This window comes from Specibacter sp. BI4 (assembly GCF_056680095.1).
Genome location: NZ_CM155265.1, coordinates 1,461,825 through 1,481,410, shown reverse-complemented (window position 1 = coordinate 1,481,410; position 19,586 = coordinate 1,461,825). Strand labels below are relative to the sequence as shown.

Here is a 19,586-nt window from a genome sequence, read left to right as displayed (position 1 = left end):
CCAGGCGGCTCCCTGACGGGTTATTCGGCGCGGGCGGCGAGGGCTTCGATGAGCTGCGGCACCACCGTGAACACGTCGCCCACAATGCCAAAGTCCGCCACCTCAAAGATGGGCGAATCACCGTCCTTGTTGATGGCCACGATGGTTTTAGCTGTCTGCATGCCTGCCCGGTGCTGGATGGCCCCGGAGATGCCCAGTGCAATGTACAGCTGCGGGGAGACGCTGACACCTGTTTGGCCCACCTGCGCGTGCTGGTCAACGTAACCGGCATCGACTGCGGCACGGGAGGCCCCGACGGCTGCGCCAAGTGCGTCCGCCAGCTGCTCCACCAGGACGAAGTTCTCCTTGGAACCCAGCCCCCTTCCGCCGGAAACCACTGTCTTGGCGGTGCGCAGTTCCGGGCGGCTGTGGGTGGCCGGAGCATCGTTGACGGCCGTGACCTGTGCGCCGGGAACCGTGCCGGGCAGTGCGGATGTGACGACTTCAACGGCGCCGCCGCCTTCGACGGGTGCACCGTCGATGGCTCCCTGGCGGACAGTGATGATGGGCAGGCCGCCCTCCACTGAGGATTCCACGTCATAGGCGCCACCAAAAATGGAGTGCCCGGCCACGATGCGCCCGCCGCCCAACCGCACGGAGACGACGTCGTTGAGCATGGCACCGCCCACGCGGACGGAAAGCCGGGCGGCAACTTCGCGCCCGTCCACCGAGTTGGCAACCAGGACGGCGGCCGGTTCGTAGGCGGCAACTGCGGCCTCCAAGGCCTCCACTGCCGGGCCGGTCAGCACCGATGCGGCCTGTGCACCCAGCCCGAGGTGGATTACGGCGGCTCCGGACTGGCCCAGCTGCACTGTCGTTTCGGGGCTCAGCTCCTTGTCGCTGGCGACGACGGCCACGGGCGTCCCGAGGGAGGCCGCGGCGGCCAGCAGGCCTTTGGCGGAGGCGGCGACCGCACCGGCGTGGGTCAATTCAATGAGAGTCAGAATATTGGCCATGGTGTTGTGCCTTCCTATACCAAGCGGTTTTCGATGAGGTAACTGGCCAGCTGCGCACCGGCTGTGCCGTCGTCTTCCATCTTGCGGCCGGCCTCGCGGGCAGGGCGCTCATTATGGGAGAGCACGACGGCGCGGGCCGGTGTCGCTGCCACGTCAAGATCCGCGAGGGTGAGGGTGGTGACGGGCTTGCGCTTCGCCGTCAGGATGCCCTTGAAGTTGGGAAAGCGGGCCTCGGCTGTCCGTTCGGTCACGGTGACCACGGCGGGCAGCGCGGCAGTGACCTGCAGCGATCCACTGTCCCCCGAGCGCTCGCCGCTGACAGTGCCGTTGCCCAGTTCGACGGCGTTGAGCCCGCCTAGCAGCGGCAGGCCCAGGTGTTCGGCAATCATGGCCGGAACCACTCCGCCGCGGCCATCCGTTGATTCATTGCCTGCCACAATCACATCGGCATTGGTGCTGCGCAGCGCCGCGGCGAGCACCGCGGCGGTGCGGGCCGCATCGGAGCCGGCCAAGCCGCCGTCGAGCACGTGAATACCGGAATCGGCGCCCATGGACAGGGCCTTGCGAATGCCCTTGGTGACTTCGTCGGGGCCCATGGAGAGCACCACGATTTCTGTGGACTTGTCGGCATCCTTCACCCGCAGCGCCACCTCGAGGGCCCGCTCGTTGATCTCGTCGACGAGGTTGTCCGCGCCATCACGGTCCAGCCAGCCGGTCGCCGCAACGAGCGTGCGCTCCTCCGCCGTGTCAGGCACCTGTTTTATCAAAACTGCGATCTTCATTGATTGCCCTTTCAGCCTCTGTCATGTCCGTCTCACTGCAGAATACTAGGTACCACTAGTATTTACTAGGGATCCCAAGTAAATTGTTGTACAAGTACCCGCGCACCCCCGAAAATCGCACGAAAGGACACCCCATGGCATCCCCCGCCCCGCTGCCCATGGACCCGATTGCCGAGGCCAGGCGCCAGTGGATCGCCCACGGTTGGGCCGACGCCGCCGATGCCATGGCCGCCTATTCCTCCGTCATGCGCACCCACCAGCTCATGTACAGCAGGGTCGACGCCGTCTTGAAACCGCTGGGGCTGTCCTACGCCCGCCTGGAATTGCTGCGGCTGCTCTCCTTCACGCGCGACGGCGCCCTGCCGATGGCAAGTGCCAGCGCCCGCCTGCAGGTGCATCCCACTTCCGTCACCAGCGTTGTTGACCGGCTGGAAAAGGATGGCCTGGTGCGGCGCGAGGCGCATCCCACCGACGGGCGCGCCACGCTCGTGGTGCTGACCGGCGCCGGCAGGAAGCTGGTGGAGGAGGCCACCGCAGTGTTGAATGCGGACGTGTTCTCCAAACCCGGCATTCCGGCCGGGGACCTGCGGACGATGACGGCGATCCTGGCCCGCTTCCGCCAGGAATCCGGAGACTTCACAGATCCGGTGGACTACCCCGCCCCCCTCTAAACCCTCTCGCAGCAATGGCCGGTTTTTTGGCAACCCTCTCGCAGCAATGGCTGCAAATATCTCATCGCTATCTCAGCGACAACCGGACTCGCCCGGGCACTGCCCTTCGACTGCGACAGCGTCCGGGCAAAACCCGCCATTGCTGCGACAGCGTCTGGGCAAAACCCGCCATTGCTGCGACAGCGTCCGGGAGGTTAGGGGGCGGCGGGAGTTCCTCTTGACACTTCGATGTCCACCGCCCGGCCCTGACCGGCCAGGTACACGAGGTGGCTGGCCGTTTCTGCGAGCGCCAGGCGCAGCGTAAAACCGCGCAGGGAGTCAAAGCCGCGCGACCATGTCAGCTCCTTTGACACATCCCACACGGTTCCCGCGGTCCCGGCGTCCAACACTTCAGTGACTTCGCGGGAGCGGTCAAGGGTGTGCTCCCTCAGCTCGGCCACGCGGTCCGGCAGGCCGCGGAAACGGTATTCGTGCGCCGGCAGCACCTCCATGTCCGCCCCCGCCCCCATGATCTCCAGGGAGTTCAGGTAATCGGCCAAGGGGTCTGCCTGGGTTTGCGCCTCAAGCGAGACGTGGGGCGTGATGCGCGGCAGCACATGGTCGCCCGTGAGGATCAGGCCATTGGCTTCGTCCACCAGGCAGATGTGCCCGGGCGTGTGCCCGGGCGTGGCCAGCACCCGCACCGCAAGCCCTGCGACGGGCAGCAAGGCACCAGCTGCCAAGCGGAGCTCGGGCACGGCAAGGCTTGTCATCTGCTGCCACGCGTCGCTGTGAAAGGTGACCTCGTCGAGAAACTCCTGCGGCACGCCCCATTGCGCGAATTGCGTCCTGTCCTCGGCCAGAAAACGATCCGGCTCGCTGCGCCAGTGGGCCGGCAGCGGCTCGTCCGCACCCAACGCCACCCACGCCCCGGATGCCGCCCGCATCCGCGCGGCCATGCCCAGGTGGTCGGGGTGCAGGTGGGTGACCACGATCCCCGTGACATCCGCCGGCCCCAGCCCTGCCACAGCCAGCCCGGCCTTGAGGACTTCCCAGCCCTCGTCCGAATCCCAGCCTGGGTCCACCAGCGCTGTCTCCCCGTCACCCACCAGCAGGTAACACAGCGTGTATCGCATCGGGTTGTTGATGAACGGGACGGGAATTGACCACACCCCGGGGCGGACCTCTTCCACGGGCGGAAGCTCCTTGTCCTGCCAGGCCTGGAACTGCCGCTGTCCTGAAATGCTGATCAAGGTGCCCTCCACGAGCTGAAAATGGTTGCGACATCTGTTTCGCCCAGCGGCGCTTTCGCCTCGGACGGGGTGCGGGAGAATCTCGGGGCCGGGGCCGCGGCAATGTTCCTGCCGCTGCCCGAGAAGGTGCCGCGGGCGCCAAGGTGCGTATTTTGTGCAGCCTCCGCATAGCTGAGCACGGGCGTCACGCAGGCGTCGACGTCGTCGAACACCTCCGCCCACTCGTCCCTGGTCCGGGTGGCAAAAGCCGCACCGAGTGCTTCCCCGAGTGCCGGCCACCGGGCGGGATCGTCCCTGTCCGGGATGTCGGCGGCAGCCAGCCCGAGACCGTCAAGCAGCCGGGCATAAAACTGAGGTTCGACGGCGCCCACGGCCATGTGCCCGCCGCCGGCACAGGCGTAGCAGCGGTAAAACGGTGCCGCCCCGTCCAGGAGGTTGCTGTGGCGGGTGTCGGCCCACATGCCCACCGAGCGCAGTTCCAGGATGATCTGCGACAGCACGCTGACACCGTCAACCATTGCCGCATCCACCACCTGGCCCCGCCCCGAACTTCCCCGTTCAAGCAGGGCCGCAAGGATGCCTGTGAGCACAAACATGGAGCCGCCGCCAAAATCGCCCACAAGGTTCAGCGGGGGCATTGGCTGGGCCGCCGGGCCCATGGCGTGCAGGACGCCGGTCAGGGCGATGTAGTTGATGTCGTGGCCGGCCTGCCGGGCCATCGGGCCCTGCTGCCCCCAGCCGGTCATGCGCCCGTACACCAGCCGGGGGTTCAGCGCCAGGCACTCCCCGGGCCCCAGGCCCAGCCGTTCCGTGGTCCCCGGGCGGAAGCCCTCAAGGAAAACATCGGCCGAGGCCACCAGCTCAAGCACCCCCGCCAAGTCCTTGGGGTCCTTCAGGTTTGCCCGCACAGTGGAGCGGCCGCGCTGCAGGTGGGTGTCGACGTCGTACCCGCCGACCGGGGGCGCCGGGCCAACCACCCGCACCACCTGCGCCCCCATGTCGGCCAGCATCATGGCCGCATGCGGGGCCGGTCCCATGGCGGACAATTCCACCACCTTGATTCCCTGCAAAGGGCCGCCCATGCTTGACTCCTGTTTCTCTCGTTTTTGCCCCTACTTGCCCGTAAACACGGCCGGGCGCCGCTCCCCCATGGCCGCGACGGCTTCCAACAAATCCTCGCTGTGCAGGAACGAGGTGTTCCACAGCGCCACGTGCCGGAGCCCGCGCGCAATGGTTTCCTCGCGGTCCTCGTTCAGTACGGCCTTCGTCCCGGCCACAGCCAGCGTCGAATTGGCGGCAATCTCCGCCGCCATCCCAAGAGCCGCGGCCATGAGTGAATCCTGGTCCGCGTAGACGTCGTTGACGAGGCCGATCCGCTCCGCCCGCGCCGCCGGCACATCCTTGGCCGTCAACGCCAGCTCGCGCAGGTGCCCTTCCCCGATGATGCCGCGCAGCCGCTGCAAACTTCCGACGTCGGCCACGATCGCCAGCCGGGCCTCCCGGATGCTGAACTGCGCGTCTGCCGATGCCAGGCGGACATCGGCGGCGCTGATCAGGTCCACGCCGCCGCCGATGCACCAGCCGTGGACGGCGGCAATGACGGGTTTCCGGCACGCCGCCACGGCACTGATGGCGTCCTGCAGGCTGCGGATGATCCCCAGCAGTTCGGTGCGCTGGGCCGCCTGCGCGGGGGCGCCGGGACCCAGCCGTTTCAGCCAGGACCCCAACACCTCCTGCACATCCAGGCCGGTGCTGAAATGGCTGCCGGCACCGGCGAGCACCACGGCCCGGACATCCGGATCGGCATCCAGGGCGGCAAAAATCCGGGGCAGTTCGGCCCAGAAGGCCGTCCCCATCATGTTCCCGCGCCCCGGGCCAACCAGATGCACGACGGCGACCCCCGGCGTGGGCGTCTGCGTCACCGTGAAGGCTGTCCAGAGGTGGGTGAAGGCGGTTCCCGCTCCGGCTGCGGGTGCGGGGGCGGCGTTCGGCTGGGTGGCGTGGTCCGCCATCAGTACGTCTCCCGCTTCCCGGCCTTGGCCACCAGCGAGGCCGGCGGCAGGAAGTGCTCGCCGTACTTGGCCGCAAGCTCACGGGCCCGGGCCACGAAACCTGCCAGGCCGCCGTCGTACCCGTTCATGTACTGGAGCACACCGCCGGTCCAGGCCGGGAAGCCGATGCCCAGGATGGAGCCGATGTTGGCATCCTCCACGCTGCGCAGCACGCCCTCATCCAGGCACTTGACGGTCTCGAGCGACTCGGCAAAGAGCATGCGCTCCTTCATGTCGGCAAAGGGGATGGTGGTGGTGCCGTCGTAATTTTCCGCCAGGCCCTCCCACAGTCCGGTGCGGTGGCCGTCGGCGTAGTTGTAGAAGCCGGCGCCTGCGAGTTTGCCCTGGCGGGAGAACTCCCCGATCATCCGCTCGATGATGGCGTAGGCGGCGTGGTGCTGGTACTTTTGCACGCCATTCTCGGCTTCGAGGCCTGCCTTCGTCTCCTTCTGGATCTTGGACATCAGGGTCAGGCTCAGCTCGTCGGACAGCTGCAGCGGGGCCGCGGGGTAGCCGGCCTGCAGCCCGGCCTGTTCGATGGACGGGGCGGCGATGCCCTCGCCGAGCATGGCGATGGCCTCGTTCATGAACGTGCCGATGACGCGGGAGGTGAAGAAGCCGCGGGAATCGTTCACCACAATCGGGGTCTTGCGGATCTGCTGGGCGATGTCGAAGGCCTTGGCCAGGGTGGCGTCGGAGGTGTTCTTGCCGGCGATGATTTCCAGCAGCGGCATCTTGTCCACCGGGGAGAAGAAGTGCAGGCCGATGAAGTTCTCTTGGCTCTCCACGCCTTCTGCGAGCGCGGTGATGGGCAGTGTTGAGGTGTTGGAACCGAGCACGGCCTGCGCGCCCACGATGTGTTGGATTTCGGCGAACGCCTTGTGCTTCACCTCCACGTTTTCAAAGACGGCCTCGATGACCAGGTCGGCGCCGGCCACATCCGCAGCCTCGGCGGTGGGCGTGATCTTGGCCAGCAGGGCGTCGGCTTGTTCCTGGGTTTGCTGCCCGCGCGCCACCGCCTTGTCGGTGAGTGTCTTGGAGTAGTCCTTGCCGCGTTCGGCGGCCTCGAGGGAGACGTCCTTGAGGACAACGTCCATGCCGCCGCGGACACAGACATAGGCGATGCCCGCACCCATCATGCCGGCGCCGAGTACGGCCACCTTCTTGGCGGTGTACTTCTCGAAACCGGCCGGTCGGCTGCCGCCGGCGCTGATGTGGCCCATGTCGAAGAAGAACGCCTTGATCATGTTCGTTGACACCTGCCCGGTCACCACTTCAACGAAGTAGCGTGATTCCAGCTCCAGCGCCGTGTCAAAATCCACCTGGGTGCTTTCGACGGCGGCGGCCAGGATGGCGCGCGGTGCCGGGTAGTTGGCGCCCTTGAGCTGCTTGCGCAGATTGGCGGGGAACGCCGGCAGGTTGGCGGCAAAAGCGGGGGTCGTGGGGGTGCCGCCGGGGATCCGGTACTTGGGCACATCCCAGGGCTGCACCGCCTCAGGGTTCGCCGCGATCCAGGCCTTGGCCGCGGGAATGAGTTCCTCCACGGTGTCCACGACCTCGTGTACAAGGCCTATTTCAAGGGCTTTGCGGGGCTTGTACTTTTGCCCCTGCAACAGCACCTTCATGGTGGCGTCGGCGATGCCCATCAGGCGCACGGTGCGGACAATTCCGCCGCCGCCGGGCAGCAGGCCCAGCGTGACCTCGGGCAGGCCGACGACCGAGCCGCGGGTGTCCGCGGCGATCCTGCGGTGGGCGGCAAGGGCGATTTCCAGCCCGCCGCCCAGGGCGGCGCCATTGATGGCCGCGACCACCGGCTTGCCGAGGGTTTCCAGCGTGCGCAGCTGGGCCTTGATCTGCTGGCCCAGCGCAAAGATCTTTTCTGCATCGGCCGGGGTGGAGGTGATGAGGTCCTTCAGGTCGCCGCCGGCAAAGAACGTCTTCTTGGCTGAGGTCAGGATGACGCCGGTGATGGTCTCCTTGTCCGCCGTGAGACGGTCCACGGCGGATTGCATGGAGACAATGTAGTCGCCGTTCATGGTGTTGGCCGACTGGTTGGGGTCGTCCATGGTCAGGATGACGACGCCGTCAGCGTCCTGTTCCCAGCGGATGGTGTTGTTGCTTGCCTGCACTGTTGCCTCACTCATCATTACTAGACCCTCTCAATCAAAGTTGCCACGCCCATGCCGCCGCCGATGCACAAGGTGATGACAGCCCTGTGTTTGCCGGTGCGTTCCAGTTCGTCCAGCACGGTGCCCAGGATCATGGCGCCGGTGGCCCCCAAGGGGTGGCCCATGGCGATGGCCCCGCCGTTGACGTTGAGCTTTTCGTCCGGAATGCCCAGGTCCTTTTGGTACTTCAACACCACGGAGGCGAAGGCCTCATTGATTTCAAACAGGTCAATGTCGTCAACGCCCAGACCCGCGGTTTTCAGCAGTTTTTCGGTGGCCGGGGTGGGCCCCGTCAGCATGATGGTCGGGTCGGCACCCGAGGTGGCGGTGGCCACTATCCTGGCCCGCGGTTTCAGGCCCATCCGCGCACCGACCTCGGCGCTGCCCACCAAAACCAGGGCGGCGCCGTCGACAATTCCCGAGGAGTTGGCGGCGGTGTGGACGTGGTCAATCTTTTCCACGGCGTGGAACTTCTGCAGTGCGACGGCGTCAAAACCGCCTGCCTCGCCCATGACGGCGAAGGCGGGGCGCAAGCCGGCCTGCGATTCGGGCGTTGATTGGGGGCGCATGTGTTCGTCATGGTCCAGGACCACCAGGCCGTTCTGGTCCTTGACGGGGATGACGGACTTGGCGAAGCGCCCCTCCTTCCAGGCCTTGGCGGCAAGCTGCTGCGAGCGCACGGCGTAGGCGTCGACGTCGACCCGGCTGAAGCCCTCCATTGTGGCGATCAGGTCGGCTCCAATGCCCTGCGGGACAAAGTAGGAGTCGTAGTTGGTGGCCGGGTCCATGGCCCAGGCGCCACCGTCCGATCCAATGGGGACGCGGGACATGGACTCCACGCCGCCGGCGATGATCAAATGGTCCCAGCCCGAGCGCACCTTTTGGGCTGCCGTGTTGACGGCTTCAAGGCCCGATGCGCAAAATCGGTTAAGCTGCACGCCGCCCACCGTGTCCGGCAGGCCCGCAGCGATGACGGCCGTGCGGGCGATGACGGCACCCTGGTCACCCACAGGTGAAACGACGCCGAGAATCAGGTCGTCGATGAGCGTTTCATCGAGGCCCGGGTTCCGTTCGCGCAACGCGTTGATAAGCCCCACCACCAGGTCGATGGGCTTGGTGCCGTGCAGGGATCCCTTTTTGCCGCGGCCGCGCGGGGTGCGGATGGCGTCGTAGACAAATGCTTGCGGTACAGCTTGTTCGCTCACGTGAGCTTTCCTTCCATTGTCATCCCTGCCGCGCAGGTGCGGGCGGGACGGTTGGCAGAACTGGTGGTTGCTTGCTTGCCGGCTACAGCGAGCGGGCGATGAGTTCCTTCATGACCTCGTTGGCACCGGCCAGCACCCGCAAGACCCGATTGTCCGCATACATGCCGGCAATGGGGTATTCCAGGCAGTAGCCGTAGCCGCCAAAGAGCTGCTGGCACCTGTCGATAACGTCGGCAGTCCTGTCGGTGATCCAGTATTTGGCCATGGACGCGGTGGCCGCATCGAGTTCGCCGCCGACGTGTCGGGTGATGCAGTCATCGAGGAAGACGCGGTTGACCCGGGCGATGGTGGCGCATTCGGCCAGTTCAAAGCGGGTGTTCTGCAGGTCAAACAGGGGTTTGCCGAAGGCTTCGCGGGTCTTCGTGTAATCCAGGGCCGCTTCGACCGCTGCCTCGCTCATGGCCTGGGCCATGATGGCTGTGATGAGCCGTTCCTGCGGCAGCTGGTTCATGAGCTGGTAGAAGCCCTGGCCCTCGTTCGCGCCCAGGAGGTTGGCGGCCGGGACGCGCATGTTGTCAAAGAACAGTTCCGAGGTGTCCTGGCCCTTGAGCCCGATCTTGTCCAGGTTTCGGCCGCGGGTGAAGCCGGCAGTGTCCGGGCCAAGCTCGGCCACCAGCAATGAGATGCCCTTGGCGCCCTGTGCGGTGTCGGTCTTGACGGCAATGACTGCCAGGTCGCAAAGCTGGCCGTTGGAAATAAAGATTTTTGATCCTGTGACCAGGTAGTCGTCGCCGTCGCGCACGGCACGGGTGGTGATGGCCTGCAGGTCTGAACCCGCGCCGGGTTCAGTCATGGCGATGGACCCGACCCAGCCACCGCTGCACAGCTTCGGCAGCCAGGCCCGTTTTTGTTCCTCGCTCGCGTAGGCGAGCAGATAGTGGGCCACGATCCCCTCGCTGACGGCAAAAGCAGGGCCAAGTTGGCGAACGTGCCTCCGCCTCCGCCATATTCCTCGGGGATGGACATGCCGCACAATCCCAGCTCCCCGGCCCGCGCGCACAAGTCCTTGTCAGGGAATCCCTGGTCACGGAATTTCTCCTCGAGCGGGGCAACCTCCCTGGTGAAGAAGTCCTTGAGCAGGGACGAGACATCGCGCAGATCTTCATCGATCCACGCGGACGAAAACGAAGTTGTTGACATACCGCCAATAGTGCAGGACTATTGACACCGTGTCAATAGTTGATGCACGTGTCTACTTTCCGCCTTGAAAGCGATGGCAATGACAGCTGAGATTTCCGGTCCCTACTCGGCCATCACGTACGGCGTTGCGGACCGCATCGCGACGGTCGCCCTGAACCGCCCGGAGGCCCGCAACGGCTACACGCTCACGATGGCGCACGAGCTGGAGCATGCCTTCATGGCTGCCGACGCTGATCCCGACGTCCAGGTCGTGGTCTTCACCTGCGTCGGCAAGGACTTCTCAGTTGGCGCAGACTTGAGCGGCGGCGGCTTTGACGTCACCACCGCCGACGCCGGCAGTGATTGGCAGGAACCGGCCGGGCGTTGTTCAAAAACCATCTTTGGCATGAACAAGCCCGTCATTGCGGCCCTTCGCGGGGTTTCAGTGGGCGGCGGCGTGACCATCACACTCTCCTGCGACTTCCGCCTGGCCTCGCACGATTCCCGCTTCTCGTTCCCCTTCAGCCGCCGCGGCATCTTCCCGGAGGGCGGCTCCACCTGGTACCTGCCCCGCTTGGTCGGTGTCTCCAAGGCCACCGACTGGATGCTGACGGGCAGGCTCTTTGGCGCCGAGGAGGCGCTCGACGCCGGACTCGTCACCTCCCTGCATGACCCCGAAGAAGTGCTGGACGCCGCCTACGCCCTGGCCCGGGACATCATTGTCAACACCTCCGAGGTCTCCACAGCCGTGATCAAGCAGATGCTGAACAGGCTCAGCGGCCTTGACTCCCCCGTTCCCGTCCATGCCCTGGACTCGCGGCTGATTGCCGGGCTTGACTCACACAGCGACGCCACGGAAGGCGTGAGTTCATTCCTGGAAAAGCGGCCACCGCACTTCCCCTTGAGCGTGCCGGGCGGCCTGCCGCCCTGGCTGCCTTGGCTGGAACCCGGGGCTACACCATGACCGGACCCAACCCAACCCCGCTGCCGTCCGCCGGGTCCGCGCCGGAGGAGGTGCCCGGCGTCGAACTTTCCGCCGCAGCAGGTGCCCCGTCAACCGAGCCGCGCAGAAGGCGGCTGAACCCGGACGAGCGGCGCCAGCAGATTTTTGTGTGCGCGCAGAAGTTATTCAACGAGCGGGCCTATGAGGAGGTTTCAGCCACCGACATTGCAGCGTCCGCCGGTGTGGCGCGCGGCCTCATCAACCACTATTTTGGCAACAAGCGCGAGCTGTACCTGGAGGTCATCAAGGTCAGTTCCACAATGTCCGAGGTGGCGGTTGCTGCGCTGCCGGACGGATCGGCCGAGGAGCGGATCGACCTGGCGGTGGCCTGGTTTTTGGACACCCTGGAGCAGTCCGGCAGCTCCTGGCTGAGCTTTGGCGGCGGGGGCATGGGTCGCGATCCGGACCTCGAAAAGATCTTGATTGCGGCCGAGAACGACTCCATTGAGCTGCTCATTGAGGCGTGCGGGCTGTCCGGACGAACCGCTGACAGGGAACAGATCAAGGCGATGTTCCGCGTCTACGCGCAACTGGTCCGCAGCGGTGCGCGCGAATGGCTGCTGCGCAAGACGCTGACCCGTCCGCAGGTGCATGCGCTGCTGGCCAGCACCCTGACTGTCATCGTGGAAAAAGCCGTCCCCGCCATCTAATGCCGCCGCGGAGTCAGCACCTGCGCGCCGGCGCCCGATAGGATCGTGTCAATGCCAGTGGGGCATTGGGGGCGGCAGCATTGAATGGACGGCACATGAGCGCAGCAAACGGCACCACGGGACCCGGGCCCGGCGAAGGCTCCTCCGGCACCAAGGTTTTGATCAGCTTGGCGGCGGCGGTCATTGTGCTCTTTGGCCTGAGCCGGATTTCCTCGATCGTGGGCCCGGTGTTTCTGGCGCTCATCCTGACCATTTGCGTGTATCCGCTCAAGCAGCGGCTCATCGCCCGCGGCGTCCCGGCCGTGCTGGCCGGCATTGCCACCATATTGGCCGTCTACGCCATGATCGGGGCCTTGATTGCCTCACTGTGGATCTCGGCCGTGCAGCTCACCCAGCTGCTGCCGCAATTCGGGCCCCAAATCACCGAGCTCCGCGACAGCCTGCGGGCATTCCTCCACGACACCCTGGGCATCGGGGACGACCAGGTGCGCTCGATCGTCAATTCCATTGACCTCAGGGTCTTGTTTGACACGGCCTACAACCTGCTGGGCAGCGCCATGAATGTCGGCTCGGGCACCATCTTTTTGCTGCTGCTTGTCATGTTCATGGGCATCGACGCCACCTACTACCCCACCATCCTTGCCGTGGTGCAGGAAAAGCGTGCGCCGGTGGTCGCCGCACTCTCGAACTTCGCCCGGCTGTCGCGTTCATTCATGGTCATGACCACAATCTTCGGGGCCATCGTTGCTGTGCTCAACCTGATCCTGCTGCTGGCGCTGGGTGTTCCCGGCGCCGGGCTGTGGGCGCTGTTGGCGTTTGTCTGCGGTTTTATCCCGTTCATCGGCTTTTGGATCAGCCTTGTTCCGGCCGCCATCATGGCCCTGCTGGCCGGCGGCCTGCCGTCGTTCATCGCCGTTGTGGCCTTCTACGGCGTCATCAACTCCTTGATCCAGTCCGTCATCCAGCCCAAATTTGTCTCCGGCTCGGTCAACCTGAACATGACCCTGACGTTCCTCTCGGTAATCTTCTGGTCGGCGCTGTTGGGTCCGTTGGGTGCGCTGATGGCCGTGCCGCTTTCGCTCTTTGCCCGTGCCCTGCTCGTGGACTCCCACCCGCAATCGGCCTGGCTGCGTCCGTTCATTGGCGACGTCGGCGAATCCAAGGCGATGCTGGCGGCCCAGCGGGCACAAGCCAAGGCCGCCAAGCGGTCGAAGGCCTGACACCGGCGCCGGTTTCGCCAGGCACAGCAATTCCAGGCACGACGGCGGGACGGCACCCTACGCGGGCGGCCCTGGGAGCCCCGGCCTGTGAGTCCCGCCGCGGGCGGCCGCCAACGGCGGTGCCTGCCAACGGCGGTGCCCCTTGCAGGGAGCGGGGGTTGCCTGAAAAGGCCCCATATCTGAAGGAGCGTCCGCCAAAACACCCCCATATCTGCAGGAGCGTTGGGTGTGGGGGCGGGGCGGCTATTGGAGGTTGGAGGTCAGCCTGGCCGCGCTGTCCCAGAACTTCTCCATGACGGGCCGCTTGACCCAGTCGGCCAGTTCCAGCTCGCGGCTGTTGGCCCGGTAACCGTCTTCGATCCCCCGCAGATCCTGCACGAACGATTCGCTGTGGATCAGCACCGAGATCTCCATGTTCAGCGAGAACGACCGCACGTCCATGTTGGAGGAGCCGATCACGGCAACGTCGGAATCAATGCTGAAGTGCTTGGAGTGCAGCACCTCGGGTGCCTTGTACAGGTAGATCTTCACGCCGGCCCGCAGCAGGGCCTGGTAATAGGAGCGCTGGGCGTGGTAGACCATGGCCTGGTCGCCAATCTCCGACACAAACAGCTCGACCGACAGCCCGCGCCCGGCCGCAGTGATGATGGCCAGCAGGATGGAATCCTCGGGCACAAAGTACGGGCTGGTGATGCTGACCCGCTCCGTCGCCTGGTGGATCATGGCGACGAAGAGCTTGAGGTTGTTGTCATTTTCAAAGCTGGGGCCGCTGGGCACCACCTGCGCATCGACCAGATGCTGGGCCGGATCCAGGACCACGGGCGAGGTGTCAAGCACCAGCAGTTCGTCGGTCTCGCTGAACCAGTCGGTGGCGAAAACGGCGTCGAGCTCCCTGACGGCCGGCCCGTGGACGCGCAGCATCAGTTCGTGCCACCGCAGCCCGCGGGCAATGTTCTTCTTCTTGTTGTAGCTTTCGTGCACCAGGTTTTGCGAGCCCGTGAAGCCCACCTGCCCGTCGACCACCAGCAGCTTGCGGTGGTTGCGCAGGTCGATGCGCTGCCAGTGCCCCCGCCACGGACGCAGCGGCAGCATGGCATGGTATTCCGCGCCCATCTCCGCCAGCCGGGCCAGGGTTTCCTTGCGCCCCGGATTCATCAGCGAGGCCAGGTGGTCCGAGAGCACCCGCACCGTCACTCCCCTGGCCACCGCCCGGGCCAGCGCATCGAAGAAGGGCCGCGTGGCGTCGTCGTGCACCAGGATGTAAAACTCCACGTGCACGTAGCTCCCGGCCCGGTCAATCTCCGCCGCCATCGCCGCAATGGAGCCGTGGTAGTCAGGGAGAAGGTCGACGTCGTTGCCTCCCACCATGGGCAGGGCGCCCAGGTTGCTGTTGAGGGTGACGAGCCCGCCAAGGCCCTGGGGCCAGTCTTCCCTGTGGCTGAGCTGGTCGAGTCCTTCCGTGCGTTCCAGGATGAGCTCGTTGACAAACTTTTGCTTGTCCCGCCGGGACTTGGGAAGGCGCGAAAAGCCCACCAGCATGAACGCGACAAGTCCCACATAGGGGATAAAAATGATGGTCAGCATCCAGGCGATCGCCGTGGCGGGGCGGCGCCGGGCGGAAATGTAGGCGACGGCGATGGCACCGAGGATCACATGCACTGCCAGGAGCAGCCAGGCCACGACTTCCGGGTGAATCACCAAGGTCTTGTGTCCGCTCTCTGTCCAGTGTTCACGGAGCGGCGGCCCCGCTGGGGAACTGCTGCATTCACTGATCCTATCGTTGCCCGGTCCGGGGAACAGCTGCGGAGTGGCACAAGTCTTGAAGAATTCGCTCAACCGGAGCGGGCCGTGGAGTTGGCGCTGAGGGTCCGGGAAACAGGAAAGTCCCCAATCCGAAGACTGGGGACTTTCCATGTGGAGTTGCGGGGACAGGATTTGAACCTGTGACCTCCGGGTTATGAGCCCGGCGAGCTACCGAACTGCTCCACCCCGCGATGTGTTTATTACTTTACCGTCCATTCACCCACAGGCAAAACTGTGGGCACGTGACGTTCATCTCCCTGCCTTTCGGGCCCGTCCGCGGGGCCCGTCCGCCAGCACTCCCGGACCGGTCCGCCGGGACCGGCCACTGCACTCCAGGACGGCAAAGGGCCCGGCCGCCGTGAGGCTGCCGGACCCTTTGCCGTCATTGCACGACGGTGGAGCTAGGGTGCGGCAGGCGTCGCCGCCGCCGCACCTTCAGCTGCAATGGCCGCAGTGATGGCGGTTTCAAGGCGCTTCTGGGCCTCGCCGTAGGTGGTGAAGTCACCCTTGGCCAGGGCCGCCTGGCCGTCCTTGATGGCCGCATTGGCATCGGTGAGTGCCTTGCTAAGTGCCGCATTGTCACCGGCTGCCGGCGGTGTCGATCCTCCCGAATCGCCGCCGGCAGCATCTGGAACCTTGGCAACACCGGCATCCCCGGCGGCAGCACCGGAGTCACCCTTGAACAGCTGGTCCAGTGCCTCATCCAAGGTGGCCGCGAAACCTATTTGGTTGCCGAACGCCACAAGCACACGCTGCAGTGTGGGGTACGACGTCGAACCTGTGGACTGCAGGTAGACAGGCTGGACGTACAACAGGCCGCCACCCACAGGCAGGGTGAGCAGGTTGCCGTTCTTGACCTCGGACTGGCCCAGGGTCAGCACGTTCAGCTCGTTCGAGACCGTGGGGTCGGTCTGGAACGTGTTTTGCACCTGCCCCGGTCCGGGCACCTGCGTGTCCACAGGCAGCTCCAGCAGCTGCAGCTTCCCGTAGTCGGGGCTCTTGACTCCCTTGACGTGTCCGGCGTCGCCGTTGGCGGCCATGAAGCCGTACAACACGTTGCGCGAGTCCGTCCCGGCAACCTCCTGCGGAATGAATGAGGTTGTCAGCGAGAATGCGGTCTTGTCAGCGCCCGGCATCTTCAGCGACAGGTAATACGGCGGCTGTTTGTCAACGGCCTTCGTCGTGGGATCGTCCGGGACGGACCAGGCTTCGGTGTTTGCGAAGAACTTGTCTGGATCCGTGACGTGGTACTGGCCCAACAGTTCACGCTGAACCTTGAACAGGTCCTCCGGGTAGCGCACGTGCGACATGACGTCGGCCGACATTTCTGTCAATGGCTTGACGCTGGTGGGGAACACCTTCTGCCACGCCTGCAGGATGGGATCCTTGGTGTCCCAGGCAAACAGGTCCACGGAGCCGTCGTAGGCATCCACGGTGGCCTTGACCGAGTTGCGGATGTAGTTCACGGATGCGTTTGGAAGTGCCGCCGGGCCGCCGGCTGCTGTCAGGGAATCCGTGGTGGCTTCCTGCAGCTGCTGCTGCTGGGAGTACGGGTAGTTGGAGCTGGTGGTGTAGCCGTCAACAATCCATTTGACCTTGCCGTCAACTATCGCCGGGTAGGGGTTGCCGTCCAGGGTCAGGTATGGGGCCACCTTGGCCACACGCTCGGCCGGGGTGCGGTCGTAGAGGATCTGCGAACTGTCGTTGACCCCGTTTGTCAGCAGCAGGTCAGTCGACTGGAACTTCAGTGCGTACATGATGCGGTTGAACCAGTTGCCCACATTCGGGCCGCCGTTGCCGGTGAAGGTGGTCAGCGACTCGGAGCCGGTGTCCTTGCTGTCCGCGCCGTCGCCGGTGGTGGTGCCCTGCGGGCGGTCCAGCTCAATGGGGGTGGTGCCTTCCGGCGCGCCCACGAGGGAATAATCGGTCATGGACTGGCCGAAGTAGATGCGCGGCTGGTAGCTGCTGTCGGTGCCCAGCTTGCCCTCGGACGGCACACCCTTCTGCATGAATTCCGGTTTGCCGTCCGCCGTCACGGTGTTTCCGTAGGCCGCAACCATGCCGTAGCCGTGGGTGTACACCAGGTGCTGGTTGTACCAGTTCTGCTGCGCGGGGTTCAGGCCCTGGGGGTTGAGTTCACGCACGGCCAGGACTGCGTCCTGGACCTTTCCGTCGATGGTGTACCTGTCAACGTTGAGCGTCTTGGGGAACTCGTAGTACGGGCGGTACTGCTCCAGTTCCCGGAACGTGGCCGAGAGCAGGTTGGGGTCCAGGAGTCGGATGTTGGCCGCGGTGTCGGCATCCTGGCGCAGCGCACCGGCTTCCGCGTCAACCTTGGCGTTGTACGGGGTGACTTCCATGCCCGTCAGCCCGTAGGCGTCGCGGGTCATCTCAATGTTGCGGTCAATGAACGGCGCTTCCTTGGATCCCTGTGAGGGCTTCACCTGCCATTCCTGGACAGCCCACGGGTAAATGCCGCCGGCGACGATCGCCGTGACGACCAGCATGCCGGTTCCGATCAAGGGCAGCTTCCACTTGCCCATGAACGCGGCAACGATGAACAAGATGGCGACAATGACGGCCGCTGCGGCGAGAATGGCCTTGGTGGGAATTACCGCGTTGACATCAGTGAACAAGGCGCCGGAACGGTAGCCGCCGTTGTCCTGAAGTGTCCCGTAGCGGCCAAGCCAGAAGTTGGCGGCGAGCAGGAGCAGGAAGACGCCGGCCAGAATGGCAATGTGGATTTGGGCCGCACGGGAGGTGAAGATCCCGCGTTCCGTCAGGCGGATGGCGCCGTAAAGGTAGTGTGTGAGCAATCCGGCGATGAACGCAATCACTGTGACGCTGATCAGCATTCCGGCAAGGAAGCCAAGGAAGGGCAGTGTGTTGGTGTAGAAACTGATGTCCAAGCCAAATTCGGGGTCCTTGGAACCGAAGGGGACGCGGTAAAGGAACAACATCACCTTTTCCCACTGGGCCATGGCTGCAGTTCCTGCGAACAGTCCAAAGACCACCGGGACACCAATCATGACAACGCGACGGATTGGTTCCAACTGCGCCTGGTAGCGCCCCAGGTTGTCCTCACGGGCATTGTCGGGGGCATACACGGGGCGGGCCTTGTACGCGGCACGGATGGAGAAGTACACACCAACGGCCATGATCAGGAACCCTGCAAGGAAAATCAGCAGTTTTGCGATGCGTTCTGTCCAGAACACTTCGGAGAAGCCGATCTGGTTGAACCACAGCAGGTCGGTATAGGCCCCGGAGAAAATCAGCACGGCAACCACCAATACGGCCACCACGATAATGGTGGGCATCAGAGCGCTGCGGCGTTTGGGCCTGCCTGTCCTGCTTGGCGACGGGGATGGTCGGGATGTCACTCTCTACCTCTTACTCAACTGATGTACATGAATTTAATGCCGGTTGCTTCTATAGTTCTGCCACGAATGGTCCGTGGCCTAAGTTCCGTGTGATGCGCAATCGTTACTTGAAAGACTCCCACCATGGCGCCGGGTGGGCTAGCTGCAGGTGGGCAGTGTTGAACCGTCCTTGCCGGAGCCGATGAGCGAAACTGCGTCGTAGGCTTCTTTGAGTGTAGTGACCTTGATGACCTGCAGCCCCTTGGGGACGTGGCCCACGACGTCTGCACAGTTCGCTCCCGGGGCCAGGAAGAAATCGGCGCCGCTGTTGCGGGCACCGACCATCTTCTGTGCGATGCCGCCAATGGCTCCGACATTGCCCTGCGGGTCAATAGTTCCGGTGCCGGCAAATGGTTTGCCGCCGGTGAGCTCCCCGGGAGTCAGGTTGTCCATGATCCCCAGTGCGAAGATCATGCCTGCGCTCGGACCGCCAATGTTCTCCAGCGAGATCTTCACATCGAACGGGAACTTGAAGGTGTTCTGCAGGGCAATCCCAAGCAGGTACTTTCCCTCGTCGCCCAATTTGGGTGTTACGGCAAGCGTCTTTTCCACACCGTCGCGGCGGACTCCGATGTCCACGGGGGCCCCTTTCCCCTCGGCCAGGACGGTCTGGATGACCTTCAGGTCGGTTGCCTTCTGACCGCCAATGGTGAGCACGACGTCGTCGGGCTTCAGAATTCCGGACGAGGCACCGCCCTCGGGGATGGAGGCAACGGCTAGGTTTGACTCAAAGTCGATGCCCAGCGTGCTCAGTGCCGCTGCCGTGGCGTTTTCCTGCGAGCCGGTCATGGCTGCAGAGTTCTCGCTGTTGACGGCTTCCTGGCTGATGCCGGGTGCGTAGATGAGCTCGGCCGGGTAGATGGTGTGCGACGGCGTGAGCCAGGAACGCAGCGCGTCGAAGAAGTTGATGTGGCTGTCGGGAAGCCCGCCGGCCATTTGCACGGTGGTGAGGTCGAGGCTGCCGCTGCTTGCGGGGAAGCTTTCATGTCCGGTGACGGTGATGACGGGATGGCCGTTGATCTCACCGATGGTGTTGATGGCCGGGCCCGGGGACTCAATCACGTACGGGACGGGGATTGTCATGGCGGCCACGGCGAGCACGACCGACAGGACACCTGAAACCACCATCAGCGAGAATCTGCGGTCGCGGATGGGGCTTGCCGGCTTCGCCGCTTCTAAAATCTCCTGGCTCAAACCTGTGACCTTTC

General features: G+C 64.7%; 15 protein-coding genes, 1 tRNA gene and 1 pseudogene. 4 read left to right on the top strand and 13 right to left on the bottom strand.

The features are described 5' to 3' along the window. Positions 1-20 precede the first annotated feature (20 nt). Together AC1L6K_RS06935 and AC1L6K_RS06930 are read right to left on the bottom strand one after the other, a co-directional pair. Positions 21-995: an electron transfer flavoprotein subunit alpha/FixB family protein gene (locus tag AC1L6K_RS06935; protein WP_480951972.1), complete on the bottom strand. Its 975-nt coding sequence runs from the start codon at positions 993-995 to the stop codon at positions 21-23. A 14-nt stretch (positions 996-1,009) separates the two neighbouring features. Further along, positions 1,010-1,777: an electron transfer flavoprotein subunit beta/FixA family protein gene (locus tag AC1L6K_RS06930; RefSeq protein ID WP_480951971.1), complete on the bottom strand. Its 768-nt coding sequence runs from the start codon at positions 1,775-1,777 to the stop codon at positions 1,010-1,012. Positions 1,778-1,911: 134 nt separating this feature from the next. On the opposite strand from AC1L6K_RS06930, the gene AC1L6K_RS06925 reads away from it, so the two are divergent. Further along, complete coding sequence (locus AC1L6K_RS06925) at positions 1,912-2,448, top strand: MarR family winged helix-turn-helix transcriptional regulator (protein ID WP_480951970.1); 537 nt, start codon at positions 1,912-1,914, stop codon at positions 2,446-2,448. Positions 2,449-2,642: 194 nt separating this feature from the next. Here the strand turns inward: AC1L6K_RS06925 and AC1L6K_RS06920 are convergent, their stop codons facing one another. From AC1L6K_RS06920 to AC1L6K_RS06890, 7 genes and pseudogenes are all read right to left on the bottom strand, one after another. Then, positions 2,643-3,680 carry an MBL fold metallo-hydrolase gene (locus AC1L6K_RS06920; protein ID WP_480951969.1) on the bottom strand — a complete coding sequence of 346 codons (1,038 nt, stop codon included), beginning with the start codon at positions 3,678-3,680 and terminating at the stop codon, positions 2,643-2,645. After that, positions 3,677-4,762, bottom strand: coding sequence for a CaiB/BaiF CoA transferase family protein (locus AC1L6K_RS06915; protein WP_480951968.1), 1,086 nt, complete (start codon positions 4,760-4,762; stop codon positions 3,677-3,679). Before AC1L6K_RS06915 ends, AC1L6K_RS06920 begins: the two co-directional genes overlap by 4 nt. 30 nt (positions 4,763-4,792) lie before the next feature. Beyond that, a complete protein-coding gene (locus AC1L6K_RS06910; RefSeq protein WP_480951967.1) occupies positions 4,793-5,692 on the bottom strand; it encodes a crotonase/enoyl-CoA hydratase family protein in 900 nt (299 codons plus the stop codon). After that, positions 5,692-7,875 (bottom strand): 3-hydroxyacyl-CoA dehydrogenase NAD-binding domain-containing protein, encoded by a 2,184-nt coding sequence (locus tag AC1L6K_RS06905; protein ID WP_480951966.1) that lies wholly within the window; start codon positions 7,873-7,875, stop codon positions 5,692-5,694. The genes AC1L6K_RS06910 and AC1L6K_RS06905 overlap by 1 nt, the downstream gene beginning before the upstream one ends. A 5-nt stretch (positions 7,876-7,880) precedes the next feature. After that, a complete protein-coding gene (locus AC1L6K_RS06900) occupies positions 7,881-9,104 on the bottom strand; it encodes an acetyl-CoA C-acetyltransferase (protein WP_480951965.1) in 1,224 nt (407 codons plus the stop codon). Positions 9,105-9,186: 82 nt separating this feature from the next. Further along, a complete protein-coding gene (locus AC1L6K_RS06895; RefSeq protein ID WP_480952709.1) occupies positions 9,187-9,957 on the bottom strand; it encodes an acyl-CoA dehydrogenase family protein in 771 nt (256 codons plus the stop codon). A gap of 81 nt (positions 9,958-10,038) precedes the next feature. After that, positions 10,039-10,304: pseudogene (locus AC1L6K_RS06890) on the bottom strand (acyl-CoA dehydrogenase family protein); the annotation flags it as partial. 79 nt (positions 10,305-10,383) lie between these two features. Between AC1L6K_RS06890 and AC1L6K_RS06885 the strand changes: the two are divergent. The 3 genes from AC1L6K_RS06885 to AC1L6K_RS06875 all read left to right on the top strand — a co-directional run bounded on the left by AC1L6K_RS06885 (position 10,384) and on the right by AC1L6K_RS06875 (position 13,156). Next, the gene (locus AC1L6K_RS06885; protein ID WP_480951964.1) at positions 10,384-11,247 is read left to right on the top strand and encodes an enoyl-CoA hydratase-related protein; all 864 of its coding nucleotides are present in this window, start codon (positions 10,384-10,386) and stop codon (positions 11,245-11,247) included. Continuing rightward, positions 11,244-11,936 carry a TetR/AcrR family transcriptional regulator gene (locus tag AC1L6K_RS06880; RefSeq protein WP_480951963.1) on the top strand — a complete coding sequence of 231 codons (693 nt, stop codon included), beginning with the start codon at positions 11,244-11,246 and terminating at the stop codon, positions 11,934-11,936. Before AC1L6K_RS06885 ends, AC1L6K_RS06880 begins: the two co-directional genes overlap by 4 nt. 95 nt (positions 11,937-12,031) lie before the next feature. Further along, a complete protein-coding gene (locus tag AC1L6K_RS06875; protein ID WP_480951962.1) occupies positions 12,032-13,156 on the top strand; it encodes an AI-2E family transporter in 1,125 nt (374 codons plus the stop codon). A gap of 243 nt (positions 13,157-13,399) precedes the next feature. Here AC1L6K_RS06875 and cls read toward each other — a convergent pair whose 3' ends face one another. The 4 genes from cls to AC1L6K_RS06855 all read right to left on the bottom strand — a co-directional run bounded on the left by cls (position 13,400) and on the right by AC1L6K_RS06855 (position 19,572). Then, positions 13,400-14,854, bottom strand: a complete 1,455-nt coding sequence (gene cls / locus AC1L6K_RS06870) for a cardiolipin synthase (RefSeq protein ID WP_480951961.1) — start codon at positions 14,852-14,854, stop codon at positions 13,400-13,402. A 222-nt stretch (positions 14,855-15,076) separates the two neighbouring features. After that, positions 15,077-15,150, bottom strand: a tRNA-Met gene (locus AC1L6K_RS06865). A gap of 210 nt (positions 15,151-15,360) precedes the next feature. Next, positions 15,361-18,276 carry a UPF0182 family membrane protein gene (locus AC1L6K_RS06860; RefSeq protein WP_480951960.1) on the bottom strand — a complete coding sequence of 972 codons (2,916 nt, stop codon included), beginning with the start codon at positions 18,274-18,276 and terminating at the stop codon, positions 15,361-15,363. 201 nt (positions 18,277-18,477) lie between these two features. Continuing rightward, positions 18,478-19,572 carry a YlbL family protein gene (locus tag AC1L6K_RS06855; protein WP_480951959.1) on the bottom strand — a complete coding sequence of 365 codons (1,095 nt, stop codon included), beginning with the start codon at positions 19,570-19,572 and terminating at the stop codon, positions 18,478-18,480. Between the last annotated feature and the right edge of the window lie 14 nt (positions 19,573-19,586).